11 protein-coding genes are annotated in these 13,990 nt (G+C 71.0%); 8 read left to right on the forward strand and 3 right to left on the reverse strand.

Features of this window, described 5'->3' with window-relative positions:
• Positions 1–144 precede the first annotated feature (144 nt).
• Positions 145–783 (forward strand): molybdopterin-dependent oxidoreductase, encoded by a 639-nt coding sequence (locus tag B4V04_RS01680; RefSeq protein ID WP_498228609.1) that lies wholly within the window; start codon positions 145–147, stop codon positions 781–783.
• Between the two features lie 83 nt (positions 784–866).
• Positions 867–2,228 (forward strand): isochorismate synthase, encoded by a 1,362-nt coding sequence (locus tag B4V04_RS01685; protein WP_498228611.1) that lies wholly within the window; start codon positions 867–869, stop codon positions 2,226–2,228.
• Positions 2,229–2,251: 23 nt separating this feature from the next.
• On the opposite strand, the gene B4V04_RS01690 is transcribed toward B4V04_RS01685, so the two are convergent.
• Positions 2,252–2,992: a proteasome assembly chaperone family protein gene (locus B4V04_RS01690; protein WP_498228613.1), complete on the reverse strand. Its 741-nt coding sequence runs from the start codon at positions 2,990–2,992 to the stop codon at positions 2,252–2,254.
• 116 nt (positions 2,993–3,108) lie between these two features.
• Here B4V04_RS01690 and B4V04_RS01695 point away from each other — a divergent pair, with 116 nt between their 5' ends.
• Both B4V04_RS01695 and B4V04_RS01700 read left to right on the forward strand, forming a co-directional pair.
• On the forward strand, positions 3,109–4,038 hold the full coding sequence (locus B4V04_RS01695; protein WP_498228615.1) for an RsmB/NOP family class I SAM-dependent RNA methyltransferase: 930 nt from the start codon (positions 3,109–3,111) through the stop codon (positions 4,036–4,038).
• A complete protein-coding gene (locus B4V04_RS01700) occupies positions 4,035–4,577 on the forward strand; it encodes a DUF7122 family protein (protein WP_498228616.1) in 543 nt (180 codons plus the stop codon). The genes B4V04_RS01695 and B4V04_RS01700 overlap by 4 nt, the downstream gene beginning before the upstream one ends.
• 36 nt (positions 4,578–4,613) lie before the next feature.
• Here the strand turns inward: B4V04_RS01700 and B4V04_RS01705 are convergent, their stop codons facing one another.
• Together B4V04_RS01705 and thiC are read right to left on the reverse strand one after the other, a co-directional pair.
• Complete coding sequence (locus tag B4V04_RS01705) at positions 4,614–6,131, reverse strand: DUF790 family protein (protein WP_498228618.1); 1,518 nt, start codon at positions 6,129–6,131, stop codon at positions 4,614–4,616.
• A 75-nt stretch (positions 6,132–6,206) separates the two neighbouring features.
• Positions 6,207–7,655 (reverse strand): phosphomethylpyrimidine synthase ThiC, encoded by a 1,449-nt coding sequence (gene thiC, locus B4V04_RS01710; RefSeq protein ID WP_498228619.1) that lies wholly within the window; start codon positions 7,653–7,655, stop codon positions 6,207–6,209.
• 123 nt (positions 7,656–7,778) lie between these two features.
• Here thiC and B4V04_RS01715 point away from each other — a divergent pair, with 123 nt between their 5' ends.
• The 4 genes from B4V04_RS01715 to purF all read left to right on the forward strand — a co-directional run bounded on the left by B4V04_RS01715 (position 7,779) and on the right by purF (position 13,930).
• Positions 7,779–9,533 carry a tRNA uridine(34) 5-carboxymethylaminomethyl modification radical SAM/GNAT enzyme Elp3 gene (locus B4V04_RS01715; protein ID WP_498228620.1) on the forward strand — a complete coding sequence of 585 codons (1,755 nt, stop codon included), beginning with the start codon at positions 7,779–7,781 and terminating at the stop codon, positions 9,531–9,533.
• A gap of 85 nt (positions 9,534–9,618) precedes the next feature.
• Positions 9,619–11,826: a ribosome rescue protein RqcH gene (rqcH, locus tag B4V04_RS01720; protein ID WP_498228621.1), complete on the forward strand. Its 2,208-nt coding sequence runs from the start codon at positions 9,619–9,621 to the stop codon at positions 11,824–11,826.
• A gap of 72 nt (positions 11,827–11,898) precedes the next feature.
• Positions 11,899–12,282, forward strand: a complete 384-nt coding sequence (locus B4V04_RS01725; RefSeq protein WP_498228623.1) for a DUF5820 family protein — start codon at positions 11,899–11,901, stop codon at positions 12,280–12,282.
• A 148-nt stretch (positions 12,283–12,430) separates the two neighbouring features.
• Positions 12,431–13,930 carry an amidophosphoribosyltransferase gene (purF, locus tag B4V04_RS01730; RefSeq protein ID WP_498228625.1) on the forward strand — a complete coding sequence of 500 codons (1,500 nt, stop codon included), beginning with the start codon at positions 12,431–12,433 and terminating at the stop codon, positions 13,928–13,930.
• Positions 13,931–13,990: the final 60 nt, after the last annotated feature.

The raw sequence follows: 13,990 nt of genomic DNA on the forward strand, positions 1-13,990 counted from the left end.
GCCGCACCCGAGTTCCCGCCGCTCGATCGGCGGTCTTCCGTCGTCGCGAGCGACGGCGACGTTCCCGCCACCGGCGTCGCTCCCCGAGTCGGGAGCGCGACGCGGAGCGATACCCATAGGTGGGCGCGACGCCTACGCCGGCGTATGAGTGGATCCGGCGCCTCGGACGCCGCGGCCGACACCGACGGCGACGTCGACGACCTCACCGGGCTCTACCGCGAGTACGGCGACGACCGACTCCCCCCGGGCCAGCGCGAGACCGATCGCTTCCCGGTGCTCTCGAAGAGCGGGACGCCCTCGTGGAGCCCCGAGACGTTCGCGTTCGAGGTCTGGGGCGCCGTCGACGACCCCCTCGCGTACTCGCTCTCGGAGTTCCGGGAGCTCCCGGCCGTCACCCAGCGACAGGACTTCCACTGCGTGACCGGGTGGAGCAAGTTCGACTGCGAGTTCACCGGCGTCGAGTTCGCCGAGATCGTCGACCGCGCCGGGGTCGGCGACGACGTCGAACACGTCCTCTTCCACGCGCTCGACGGCTACACGACGAACCTCTCGCTCGACGAGTGCACGCGCGACGGCGTCCTGTTCGCGTACGGCTACGACGGCGACGATCTCCCCGCGGACCACGGCGGGCCGATCAGGGTCGTCACCCCGCACAAGTACGCGTACAAGGGCGCCAAGTGGGTCTCCGGCGTGGAGTTCCTCACGGAGAAGGAGCTCGGCTACTGGGAGAAGCGCGGCTACAGCGACACCGCCGACCCGTGGAACGAGGAGCGGTACGGCTGACGATCGGACGCCCCCGAGATCGACGCCCCCGCCGACCCCCGCGATAGTCAGGATAAAGGGGCCGCGGTACCGACCGTCGTTCAATGGAACGGGCGCGTTCGACGTCGGCTCCGCCCCTCGTCAGCCGCACGACCGCGGTCGACGCGCCCCCGTTCGCGGCCGCGTTCGACGCCCTCTCGGCGCCGCGGACGACGTGGAGCGCCCCGGACGACGCCCTCGTGCTCGGGAGCGGTGCGGCCGCGACGCTGACCGCGAACGGCCCGCGGCGGTTCGCCGAGATCCGTAGCGCCGCCGCCGACCTGTTCGACTCCGGCGACGTCCACGCCGGGACCGAGGCCGCTCGCCCCCGGGTCTTCGGCGGCTTCGCCTTCCACGAGGGGGCCTGCGACGGCGACCCGTGGGGCCCGTTCCCGGAGGCGCGCTTCGTGCTCCCGCGGGTCCAGCTCACGTTCGCGGACAACGGGACGTGGCTCACCGTGAACGCCGCCGGCCCGGACGCCGCCGTCGACGCGGTCGAAGACCGGCTCGCGGACGAGGTCGAGCGCCTCTCCGCGGTCGACGTCGACGGCAGCGACCCGCCGCGCCCCGGCATCGCGGAGACCCGTCGGACCACGAGCCGCGAGGCGTGGCGCGAGAGCGTCGAGGCCGCGGTCGACCGCATCCGCGGCGGCGACCTGCGGAAGGTCGTCCTCGCGCAGGCGCTGGAGGCGGACCTGGCGGCCGAGTTCCCGCGAGCGGCGACGCTGGAGCGGCTCGCGAGGAAGTACCCGGACTGCCACCGATACTACTTCGAGCCGGACGGCGGCGGGAGCGCCTTCTTCGGCGCGACCCCGGAGCGGCTGGTCTCGCTTCGCGGGCGGACCGTCGAGACCGACGCGCTCGCGGGGACCACCGGCCGGGGCGAGACCCCCGAGGAGGACGAGTGGCTCGCCCGGGAGCTGCTCGACGACGCGAAGAACGTCCACGAGCATCGGCTCGTCGCCGACACCGTCCGCGAGCAGCTGGAGCCGTTCGCGGCGTCGGTCTCCGCGGGCGAGCGTCGCGTCCGTCGGCTCGCGACGGTCCAGCACCTCCACACGCCGATCACGGCCGAGCTCAGCGACGACCGCCACGTGCTCGAGCTCGTCGAGGCGCTCCACCCGACCCCCGCGGTCGGCGGGCTCCCGCCGGACCGCGCGCTGGAGACGATCCACGAGACGGAGCCGTTCGACCGCGGCTGGTACGCCGCGCCTGTGGGGTGGATCGACGCCGCGGGTAACGGCGCGTTCGCGGTCGCGATCCGCTCGGCGGTCGCGACCGCCCGGCGGGCCACCCTCTTCGCCGGCGTCGGGCTCGTCGCCGACTCCGACCCCGACCGCGAGTGGGACGAGATCCAGCTCAAGTACCGGCCGATCCTCGACGAGCTGGAGGCGGGGACCGGCTCGGTCGTCGCGGACGACGACTGAGGCCACGCGTATCCGCGCGCCACCTACTGGAACATCTTCAGCGGCTCGGCCTGCGAGCTCTCCTCGGTCGCCTGCTGCATCCGCTCGGCGAACGCCTGCTTCGCCTCCCGGATCTCGGACGCCTGATCGACGAGCCCGTCGGTCGGCGTCTCCGTGCCCGCGATCGGGTCGATCCCGTTCCGGATGAGGACGCGCGCGGCCTCGGGGTCGGGGAACTGCGGATCCGACTCGACGACGAGCCCGACGGCGTCGCGGTCGCGCTCCAGCGACTCCGCGAGCATCGCCCCCGTCGGGCCGGAGACGAGCCCGGCCTCGGGCGGGTCCCCGACGTCGGCGCGGTCGAGGGCGTCGCCGCCGTCGCCGGTCGCGACGCCGTAGATCGCCGGCGGCGCCTCCCCCTTCTCCTTCCCGAGCCCGGAGAGGAAGATCGGGAACGTCGCCGTCTCCGCGAACCAGCTCTCCAGGCAGCCGGCGACCTCGGTCGCGGCGCCGGGGTTCACCGGTACGTCGCTGCGGAGCGCGACGAGGTCGTTCTCCGCGTCGACGTACAGCCGGACCGGCGTCGTCAGCGCCCGGTTGTCCTCGCGGTAGACGGCCACCCGCGGGAGCCCGTCGCAGTGGACGTTCGCGTAGTGGTCCATCTCGTGCGCCTCGATCATGTGGTCCGTCGCGATCTTCCCGACGAGACCGACTCCGGGGAACCCCTCTACCAGCGTCGGCTCCTCCAGCGAGACGTCGTCGTCGAAGACGGAGATGCGTGCCATGGGTTCGCCTACTCCGGGCAGCGACCTAAAGGTACGGCGGCGAGAGGGCGAGCGCGCGGGACCTCCGGCCGCGCCCGTCCCGAAACCGACTAACGGGCCGGCGCGAAAGGGAGGCCATGAATCCGTTAGCGCGGTACGAGCCGCTCGTCGACGACGCGGCGGCGTTCCGCGCGGCCTGCGACCGGCCGCTGCCCTCGGTTGTCCGCGTGAACGAGATGGCGGCCTCGCCCGCTCGGGTCCGCGAGGCCTTCGAGGAGGAGGGCGTCGCCTACGAGCCCGTCGAGTGGCACGACGGGCTCTTTCGACTCCCGGACGGGAACCCCGGCGGCAACTGGCCGTACATCCACGGCTGGACCCACGGCCAGGAGGAGGTCTCCGTCTTGCCGGGGCTCGCGCTCGACCCGCAGCCCGGCGAACGCGTCTGGGACGCCTGCGCGGCCCCCGGCAGCAAGACGACCCAGATCGCCGACGCGATGGACGACGAGGGCACCGTCGTCGCCAACGACAACAACCTCGGGCGGCTCTCCGCGCTCCGGCACAACGCCGAACGGCTCGGGATCACGAACGCGATCGTCACGAACCAGGACGCCCGCAACTTCTCGACGAAGCCGCTTGCGTTCGACGAATTCGACCGCGCCCTCGTCGACGCCCCCTGCTCCTGCGAGGGCACCTGCCGGAAGAACCCGGACGTCGTCGACCAGTGGACCCTCGATCACGTCCACGCGGTCGCCGGGATCCAGAAGGGGGTCCTGGCGCGCGCCGTGCAGGCGACCCGGCCCGGCGGCACCGTCGTCTACTCCACCTGCACGTTCGCGCCCGAGGAGAACGAGGCGGTGCTCGACCACGTCACCGCGAACGAGGACTGCGAGCTGGTCGCGTTCGACCTCCCGCTGGACACGGTTCCCGGCGTCACCGAGTGGGAGGACGAGACGTACGACGAGTCGGTGACGCGCGCGCACCGCGTCTACCCCCACCACAACGACACGGGCGGGTTCTTCTGCGCGAAGCTGCGCGTGGGCGGCGAGAGCACGGAGGTCGGAGCGTGACCGACGACGCCCCCGCCGACGACCCGACCAACGACGGCCAGCGCTTCGACCGGCTGCCGGAGACCCCCGACGACCGCGAGGTCGACGGGCGCGCGAGCCGGCGGGAGGTGCTCGACTGGTGGGCGGAGCGGTTCGGGGTGGACCCGAGCGTCTTCGAGGGGTACAGCTTCTGGGAGAAGGGCGCCGGGAAGGTGTGGATCTTCAACGGCGAGGCGACCGACCCCAGCGAGGTGGAGGCGATCGGCATGACGTTCCTCCGGACGCGTCAGGAGCACTGGAAGCCGACGAGCCGGGCGGCCACCCGGTTCGGGGGTCACGCGACGAAGAACGCTATCGAACTCGGCCCCGAGCGGGCTGTGACCTTCATGGCCGGCGACGACCAGGACCTCCCGGAGTGGGACGGCGACTGGGGGTACCTGATCGCGACCCACGAGATAGCCGGCGGGCAGGAGCCGATCGGCGTCGGGCTCTACCTCTACGACGAGCTGCGGTCGGTGGTGCCGAAGGGGAGCCGGGCGGACCTGCCGGTCGTGGAGTAGCGCCGCGGCGTCGGGTGCCCCGGTCGACTCGCTCCGTTACTCCTCCTTCTCCCGCACCGTCCCGCCGCCGAGCCCCTCCCACTCGACGCGGAATCCGAGCCGCGAGAGGGCGGCGCTCGCGTCGTCGATCCCGTGGCCGTCGAGGACCGACTCGGCGGCCGAGAGCGCCATGCCCGCCTCGATCTCCTCGCTCGCCGCCTCCAACACCGACGGCCGCACGAGCGTCCGCCCGACCAGCTCGTGGTCGGGGAACGCCTTGCCCTCGATCGCCTCGACGCTCACGCCGCGTTCGGCCGCGAGGTCGTCGAGCGCGATCGCGTCGGCGTCCGGCGACAGCGACGCGGGGAGGTCGGCGGCCGCGTCGGCGACGAACTCGGCCTCGTACTCGCGGAGCACGTCGACGATCGCCTTCACGCGGACGGTCCCCGAGTAGCTCACGACGCGGTGGTCGCGCGCGGCGATCTCCTCGCCGACGCCGAGGCTCTCGTCGACCGCGACCAGCAGGTCCACCTCTTCCACGTCCGCGAGCTGACCGAGCTTCTTCTCGACGTACTCGGGGGTCCAAAAGCCCATCACCTCGAAGAACAGCCGGAAGTCGGCGTGGTCGTAGTCGAACGCGAAGTCGGGGATCATCACCCGCGTCCCTGTTTCGAGCGGCTCCGGCTCCCGCACGAGGGTCCAGTCGAGGTCGAGCCCGCGGAACCGCCCGGCGAAGTCGGCCTCGACCCCGCTGTCGAAGTCGGGCTCAGCGACCGGCTCGACGCCCGGAACCGTCACGTCGCCGTCGGAGAGGCGCATCGTGCGTTCGCGGCCGCGGTCGTCGATCGTCGCCGTCAGCTCCCACTCGGCCGACTCCGCGACGGTGCGGAGCAGCCGCGCGAACGCGGTCCCGTAGCGATGGGTCCGCGAGAACAGCGCGTCCGGCCCGGTGACGACCAGCTCGCGGCCCTCGGGCGTCTTCTCCAGCTCGTACATCAGCCGGAGCCGCTTCACCGCTGAGACGAGCCGCTTCGGGTCGTTCGACCGAATCCGGACCTCGGTGGCGTCGAAGAGGGCGGTCTGGGCCAAGGAGAGGTCGTACTGCGTCAGGAGCGAGTCCGGGCCCCACCGCACGTCGGCGTCGACGAGGACCTCGTTGACGTCGCGGTCGGCGTACAGCGACGCCTCCACGTCCGCCGGCTCGATCCCCAGCGCGTCGGCGGCGCGGGCGACCGCGGCCTCCCGTTCCGCCTCGCTCGCGACGCCGACCGCTTCCGCGGCCTCGAACGCGGCCCGCCGCACGCGACGCGGGGGGACCGCCGCCCGCGTCTCGAACGCGCACTCCCGCTCGACGAGCGCGGCGAGCCCGCGGACGAGCTTGAAGTCGCCGCCGGCGTCGCCGGCGTCGGCCTCCAGCGCGGCCAGCGCGTCGTCGAGGGCGCCGCGGCGCTCCCCGACGCGGGACTCGAACGTCCCGAGCACCCGCGCCGCGAGCGGGCGGTGCTCGCGAGTCGTAAAGCGCGGGCGGTAGCCGCCGCCGGCCCGCGAGACGCGCAGGAGGTCCTTGCGTAGCACGCTCCCGTGGTACGGTCCGGTCGACCTAAAACGGGCGGATCCGGTCGAGGGGCGCGGGCGTCGTTCGAGAGTCCGTCAGTCGTCGGCGTGTCCGGTGTCCGGCGTGAACGTGACGCCGTCGATCTCGATCTCGTCCGGAACGCGGCCGGTGTCGTGCGTGCCGACCGGCGGTACGTTTACCGCCGCGGCGGCGGAGCCGTCGAGGTCGGTCGCTCCGTCGATGGCGCCCATCTCGCCGTCCGCGTCTCGGGCGTCCTGATCGATACGCATCGAGCAGAACTCCGCGCCGCACATCGAGCAGAACCGCGCCTCCTTGTAGTTGTCTCCGGGGAGCGTCTGATCGTGGTACGAGCGAGCGCGTTCGGGATCGAGCGCGAGGTCGAACTGCCGGCGCCAGTCGAACTCGTAGCGCGCCTCCGAGAGGGCGTCGTCCCAGTCGCGCGCGCCGGGGAGATCGTTCGCCACGTCGCCGGCGTGTGCCGCGATCCGATACGCCGCGAGCCCGTCTCGCACGTCGTCCGCGTCGGGAAGGCCGAGATGCTCTTTCGGCGTGACGTAGCAGAGCATCGCCGCGCCCGCACGCGCCGCCTCGGTCGCGCCGATCGCGCTCGTGATGTGGTCGTATCCGGGTGCGACGTCCGTTACGAGAGGACCGAGCACGTAGAAGGGGGCGCCGTCGCACACCTCTTGCTGTCGTTCGACGTTGTCGGCGATCTCGTCCATCGGGACGTGGCCGGGTCCCTCGACCATCGCCTGCACGCCGCGGTCCCACGCGGTGCGCGTGAGGTCACCGAGGGTTTCGAGCTCGGCGAACTGCGCCTCGTCGCTCGCGTCGGCGAGACAGCCGGGCCGGAGGCCGTCGCCGAGCGAAATTGTCACGTCGTGTTCGGCGAGTATCTCGCAGATCGCCTCGTACTTCGCGTACAGCGGGTTCTGCATCCCGTTCTCCTCGATCCACTGGGCGAGGATCGAGCCGCCGCGGGAGACGATCCCGGTCTTGCGGCCGTCGGTCAGCGGCAGGTGCTCCATCAACACCCCCGCGTGGATCGTCATGTAGTCGACCCCCTGTTCGGCCTGCTTCTCGATCACGTCGAGCAGCAGCTCGTGGGTGATCTCGGACGGGTCGTCCGCCCGCTTCACCGCCTCGTATATCGGCACCGTACCGACCGGCACCGGCGAGTACGCGACGTTCGCCTCGCGGGTCTCGTCTAAGCGCTCGCCCGTCGAGAGGTCCATGACCGTGTCGGCGCCGTAGTGGACCGCCGCGTGGAGCTTTTCGAGCTCCGCCGTCCGGTCGCTCGTCGTCTCGCTGTTCCCGATGTTCGCGTTGACTTTCGTGGCGAACGCTCGACCGATGATCATCGGATCGAGCGAGTCGTGCGCGTGGTTGTTCGGAATCACCGCCTGCCCGTCCGCGACCTGTCGACGGACGAACTCCGGATCGCGGTTTTCGCGTTCCGCCACGCGCTCCATCGCCGGAGTGACCTCGCCGCTCCGAGCCCGCTGAATCTGTGTCGAGGACATTGATTACTTAGTTATACCACTAACTAATATATCCTTGGATGAGGGGCTCGTCCCGCCGCCCCGGTCCGGTCGACGCGAGCGGGTGCGACACGCTTAACTCCGAAACCCGTCGATCGGAGCGTAATGAGTACCGACGCGGCGAGTGACGCGGACGCCGGCGGCGAGGACGACGGCGGGAACGCGGACGCGGGCGAGGCGGCCGACGCCGAGTCCGAGGCGTTCGTCCGCACCTGCGAGCACCTCGTCGACCGGATCCTCGCGGGCGAGATCGATCGCGACGGTCTGGAGTCCGCCAAGCTCGACGCCTGCTCGGAGTTCTCCTCGCCGAAGGTCCCGAAGAACACCGAGATTCTGGACCACGCCCCGTCCGAGGCCCGCGACGACGTGATCGAGGTGGTACAGCGGAAGCCGGTCCGGACCGCGTCCGGGGTCTCGCCGGTCGCGATCATGACCTCGCCGAAGCTCTGCCCGCACGGGAAGTGCCTCTACTGCCCCGGCGGGCCGGCCTCCGAGTTCTCCTCGGCGCAGTCGTACACGGGCCACGAGCCCGCCGCGGCCCGCGGCGAGCAGAACGACTACGACCCGTACGGACAGGTCACGCTCCGGCTCGAACAGCTCCGGAAGATCGGCCACCCGGTCGACAAGGTGGAGCTCATCCTGATGGGCGGGACGATGACCGCGCGCTCGCACGACTACCAGGAGTGGTTCGTCAAGCGCGCGCTCCAGGCGATGAACGACTACGACCTCGAGAAGGAGCCCGAGCCCGCCGAGGGCGAGTCGTTCGCGCCCGCTCCCGAGGAGACAGAGTTCGAGTACCTCGAGGACGTGATCGCCGAGAACGAGACCAACGAGATCCGCAACATCGGCACCACGTTCGAGACGAAGCCCGACTGGTGTGACCCGGAGCAGATCGACCGCATGCTCGATCTGGGCGGCACCAAGGTTGAGGTCGGCGTCCAGACCACCTACGAGCGGATCAACCGCGAGATGCACCGCGGCCACGGCAACGAGGCCTCCCGGAAGGCGAACCGCCGCCTGCGCGACGCCGCGTTCAAGGTGGGGTTCCACATGATGCCCGGCCAGCCGGGGATGACGCGGGAGATGTGCGTCGAGGACTTCCGACAGCTGTTCGAGAACCCGGACTGGCGCCCGGACTACCTGAAGATCTACCCGACGCTCGTCGTCGAGGGGACCCGCGTGTACGACCGGTGGCGCCGCGAGGAGTTCGACCCCCTGACGAACGAGGAGGCGGCCGACGTCGTCGCCGAGGCGATGGACCACGTCCCGAAGTACACCCGGCTCCAGCGCGTCCAGCGCGATATCCCCGCCGACTTCATCGAGGGCGGCGTCTGGAAGTCGAACCTCCGACAGCTCGCCGATCGGCGGGCCGAGGAGAAGGGGATCGTCCAGCGCGACATCCGCGCCCGCGAGGTGGGCCACAACGACGCCGACCCGGATCCGGACGACGTCGAACTGGACGTGATGACCTACGAGGCGGGCGGCGGGACGGAGCACTTCATCTCGTTCGAGGACCCGGTCCGCGACTTACTCGTCGGCTTCTGTCGCCTGCGGTTCCCCTCGTTCGCGCCGGACCAGCCCGGCGCGCCCGGCACCGAGGACGACGCGATCCGCCGGGAGCTCGAGGACGCCGCGCTGATCCGCGAGCTGCACGTGTACGGCAGCGAGGTCGCCATCGGCGGCGACGGCGACTGGCAGCATCGGGGGTACGGGACGAAGCTGCTCGAACGCGCGGAGGAGCTCGCCCGCGACGCCGGCTACCGCAAGATGGCCGTCATCTCCGGCATCGGCGCGCGGGAGTACTACCGGAACAAGCTCGGCTACCGCCAGGACGGGCCGTACGTGTCGAAACGTCTGTAGCCGGCCGCCGGCCCGTCCGCCCGCTCCTCGACGCCCCGCACCCACAACGACACGCCTTTTTCCGGCCCGCGAGTCTCTGTCGTGTATGGACCAGAAGCGGGAGCTGTCGAGCATCGACCTCGCGGCCCTCGTCACCGAGCTCAATCGGTACGAGGGCGCGAAGGTCGACAAGGCGTACCTCTACGACGACGACCTGCTCCGGCTGAAGCTCCGCGACTTCGACCGCGGCCGCGTCGAGCTCATGATCGAGGTGGGCGACGTGAAGCGCGCCCACGTCGCGGACGCCGACCACGTCGCGGACGCGCCCGGCCGCCCGCCGAACTTCGCGAAGATGCTGCGCAACCGCATGTCCGGCGCCGACTTCGCGGGCGTCGAGCAGTACGAGTTCGACCGGATCCTCACCTTCGAGTTCGAACGCGAGGACGAGAACACGACGCTCGTCGCCGAGCTGTTCGGGCAGGGCAACGTCGCCGCGCTCGACGAGACCGGCGAGGTCGTGGGGTCGCTGTCGACGGTCCGGCTCAAGTCCCGAACCGTCGCGCCCGGGGCGCAGTACGAGTACCCCGCCTCGCGGCTCAACCCCCTCGACGTGAGCCTCGGCGGGTTCGAGCGACACATGCGCGAGTCCGACAGCGACGTGGTGCGGACCCTCGCCACGCAGCTCAACCTCGGCGGGCTCTACGCCGAGGAGGTGTGCACCCGCGCCGGCGTCCCGAAGGAGACGCCGATCGAGGAGGCGACCGACGACCAGCTCCGCGCGCTCCACGAGGCGCTCGAACGGATCGGCGACCGGCTCCGCTCCGGCGACATCGACCCGCGCGTCTACGAGGAGGCGCTCGACGAGGAAGACGAGAGGGACGGCGACGAGGACCGCGACCCGCGTGTCGTCGACGTCACGCCCTTCCCGCTCTCCGAGCACGAGGGGCTCCCGAGCGTCGGCTTCGACTCGTTCAACGCCGCCGTCGACGAGTACTTCTACCGGCTCGAAAACGAGGACACCGACGCGGGCGAGGCCCCGTCGGACGCGAGCCCCTCTCGGCCCGACTTCGAGGGAGAGATCGCCAAACAGGAGCGGATCATCGAACAGCAGAAGGGGGCGATCGAGGGGTTCGAGGAGCAGGCGGAGGCGGAGCGCGAGCGCGCCGAGCTCCTCTACGCCAACTACGACCTCGTCGACGAGGTGCTCTCGACGGTCCAAGAGGCCCGCGAGAACGAGGTCCCGTGGGACGAGATCGCCGAGACGCTCGACGCGGGCGCGGAGCGCGGCATCCCGGCGGCGGAGGCCGTCGTCGACGTCGACGGCGGCGAGGGGACCGTGACGGTCGCGCTCGAGGCCGGAAGCGACGATGACGGCGAGGACGCCGACTCGGTCCGCGTCGAGCTCGACGCGAGCGCCGGCGTCGAGGTCAACGCCGACCGGCTCTATCAGGAGGCGAAGCGCATCGAGGGGAAGAGGGAGGGCGCGATGGAGGCGATCGAGTCGACCCGCCGCGAGCTGGAGGCGGTAAAAGAGCGCAAGAAGGAGTGGGAGGCGACGCAGGCGGCCGACGACGGCGACGCCGGCGGCGACGACGAGGGCGACGAGGACGACGAGGAGTACGAGACCGATTGGCTCTCGCGCGCCTCGATTCCGATCCGGAGCCCAGACGACTGGTACGACCGCTTCCGGTGGTTCCACACCTCGTCGGGCTACCTCGTCATCGGCGGGCGCAACGCCGACCAGAACGAGGAGCTCGTCAAGAAGTACATGGGCAAACACGACCGGTTCTTCCACACGCAGGCGCACGGGGGGCCGGTGACCCTGCTGAAGGCCGCCGGACCCTCCGAGTCCGCGGACCCGGTCGATTTCTCCGACCAGACGCTGCGGGAGGCCGCGCAGTTCGCGGTCTCGTACTCCTCGGACTGGAAGGACGGCCGCGGCGCGGGCGACGCCTACATGGTCGAGCCGGACCAGGTGTCGAAGACGCCCGAGAGCGGCGAGTACATCGAGAAGGGGAGCTTCGTGATCCGCGGCGACCGCACCTACTTCGAGGACGTCCCCTGCCGGGTCGCCGTCGGCGTCCAGTGCGAGCCGGTCACCCGGGCCATCGGCGGGCCGCCGTCGGCGATCGTCGACCGCGCGGCGACCTCGATAACGCTGGAGCCGGGGATGTACGCGCAGAACGACGCCGCGATGATGGTCTACCGCGAGCTGAAGGGGCGGTTCGCCGACCAGTCGTTCGTCCGCAAGGTCGCGAGCGCGGACCAGCTTCAGGAGTTCATTCCGGCGGGCGGGTCGGACATCGTCGACTGAGGCTGGCTGCGGACCGTCGCCGCGCTCGCCCCGGAGCGCGACCCTTTCAAGCCTCCGCGCCCGACTCCGCCCATGAGCTTCGAGGCGCTGCCGGACGGCTGGCGGGTGTGGAACGAGGAGCCGAGCGGGCGGGCCATCCTCGTCTACCGGCCCGACGTGTTCGACGGCGACGACCTCCCGGCCGAGTGCCTGCCGACCATCTACCTCACGAACGGCGCGCGCAAGGCGCGCCCCGGCTCCGGCCAGTACGCGACCGACGAGTGGCACGTGGTCCTCTTCTTGGAGCCCGAGGTCGAGGCGGTCTCGGAGACCCGCGACGACCGCGAGGCGGGCGCGGCCGCCGCCGTCGCCGTCGCGGAGCGGTTCGCCGCCGGCGACGTGGACTACCGCGCCGCCTACCAGGTGCCGCGGGAGGAGTACTTCGAGCGGTTGGACGAGTTAATTCGGGAGGAGTGAACGCGGCGCCGACTGGGTGTGGGCGGGGCGGGTCAGTCGGCCGATTTGCCCGTTTCGATCCGTGTTCGTGGATATATCTCCCAGCGTAGATCCCGATAGCACCACGAACACGAGGATTTTTATCGCCTGCCACCCCACCGTCGCGTACATGAACGCCGGTGGGGACCACACCGCTGACGAGCCGCGAGAGAAGTGCGGCGTCGTCGGCATCTCGCTCGCTGACCGCGAGGCCGCGCGGCCGCTGTACTACGCGCTGTACGCGCTCCAACACCGCGGCCAGGAGTCCGCGGGGATCGTCACGCACGACGGGTTCCAGCAGCACAGCCACGTCGAGCGCGGGCTCGTCGGCGACGCGTTCGAGGAGGGGGACCTCGCGTCGCTGTCGGGCGGGACCGGCATCGGCCACGTCCGGTACCCGACCGCCGGCAGCCTCGACAAGAGCTGCGCGCAGCCGTTCTCCGTCTCCTTCAAGTCCGGCTCGCTCGGGCTCTCGCACAACGGCAACCTCGTGAATGCCGACGAGGTCCGCGAGGAGCTCGCCGCCGCCGGTCACGCGTTCACCTCCGACGGCGACACCGAGGTGATCGCCCACGACCTCGCGCGCAACCTCCTCGAGGAGGACCTGGTGCGCGCCGTCAAACACACGATGAACCGCATCCACGGCTCCTACTCGCTGGCGATCACCCACGACGACACCGTGCTCGGCGTGCGCGACCCCCTCGGAAACCGCCCGCTCTGCCTCGGGAAGGTGGACGGCGGCTACGTGCTCGCCAGCGAGTCGGCCGCCATCGACACCCTCGACGGGGAGCTCATCCGGGACGTGCGCCCGGGCGAACTCGTCGTCCTCGACCCCGACGGGACGGGGTACGACACGTACCAGCTCGTCGAGCGAGAGTCGACCGCCCACTGCTTCTTCGAGCACGTCTACTTCGCGCGCCCCGACTCCGTCATCGACGAGAACCTCGTGTACGAGGTGCGGCGCAAGCTCGGGCGGAAGCTCTGGGAGGAGTCCGGCGTCGAGGCCGACGTGGTGATGCCGGTGCCCGACTCCGGCCGGGCGTTCGCCTCCGGCTACGCCGACGCGGCCGGCGAGACGACCGCCGACGGCGAGGCCCGTCCGGAGGGCGACGCCGGTATCGAGTTCGCCGAGGGGCTGATGAAGAACCGCTACGTCGGGCGCACGTTCATCATGCCGACACAGGACGAGCGCGAGCGCGCGGTCCGGCTGAAGCTCAACCCGATCAAATCGACCGTGGAGGGGAAGTCGGTCACCATCATCGACGACTCCATCGTCCGCGGGACGACGTCGACCCAGCTGGTCGAGCTCGTCCGCGAGGCGGGCGCCGAGGAGGTCCACCTCCGGATCGGCGCGCCGGCCATTATCGCGCCCTGCTACTTCGGCATCGACATGGCGACCCGCGACGAGCTGATCGCCGCCGACGCGTCCACCGAGGAGATCCGGCAGGAGGTCGGCGCCGACTCCCTCTCGTACCTCTCGATCGACGCCGTCGCCGAGGCGCTGGGCGAGAGCCGTGCCGACCTCTGTCTCGGCTGCGTCACCGGCGAGTACCCGTTCGACGTCGAGGGCGAGGAGAGCGACCGCGACCTCGACGCCGTCGGGCCGGATCCCACTCCGGCGGACGACTGACTCGACTTCCCGCGGTGTGAGCCCGGAATCGGGAATTTAAATACGCCCACGCCGGGAGGT

The sequence above is a fragment of the Halorubrum sp. B52 genome, from assembly GCF_059752555.1.

Coding starts and splice junctions, on each gene's coding strand:
- B4V04_RS01685 (WP_498228611.1), top strand. CDS start 867: ATGGAACGGGCGCGTTCGACGTCGGCTCCGCCCCTCGTCAGCCGCACG.
- B4V04_RS01715 (WP_498228620.1), top strand. CDS start 7,779: ATGAGTACCGACGCGGCGAGTGACGCGGACGCCGGCGGCGAGGACGAC.
- B4V04_RS01690 (WP_498228613.1), bottom strand. CDS start 2,992: ATGGCACGCATCTCCGTCTTCGACGACGACGTCTCGCTGGAGGAGCCG.
- B4V04_RS01695 (WP_498228615.1), top strand. CDS start 3,109: ATGAATCCGTTAGCGCGGTACGAGCCGCTCGTCGACGACGCGGCGGCG.
- B4V04_RS01680 (WP_498228609.1), top strand. CDS start 145: ATGAGTGGATCCGGCGCCTCGGACGCCGCGGCCGACACCGACGGCGAC.
- thiC (WP_498228619.1), bottom strand. CDS start 7,655: ATGTCCTCGACACAGATTCAGCGGGCTCGGAGCGGCGAGGTCACTCCG.
- rqcH (WP_498228621.1), top strand. CDS start 9,619: ATGGACCAGAAGCGGGAGCTGTCGAGCATCGACCTCGCGGCCCTCGTC.
- purF (WP_498228625.1), top strand. CDS start 12,431: ATGAACGCCGGTGGGGACCACACCGCTGACGAGCCGCGAGAGAAGTGC.
- B4V04_RS01725 (WP_498228623.1), top strand. CDS start 11,899: ATGAGCTTCGAGGCGCTGCCGGACGGCTGGCGGGTGTGGAACGAGGAG.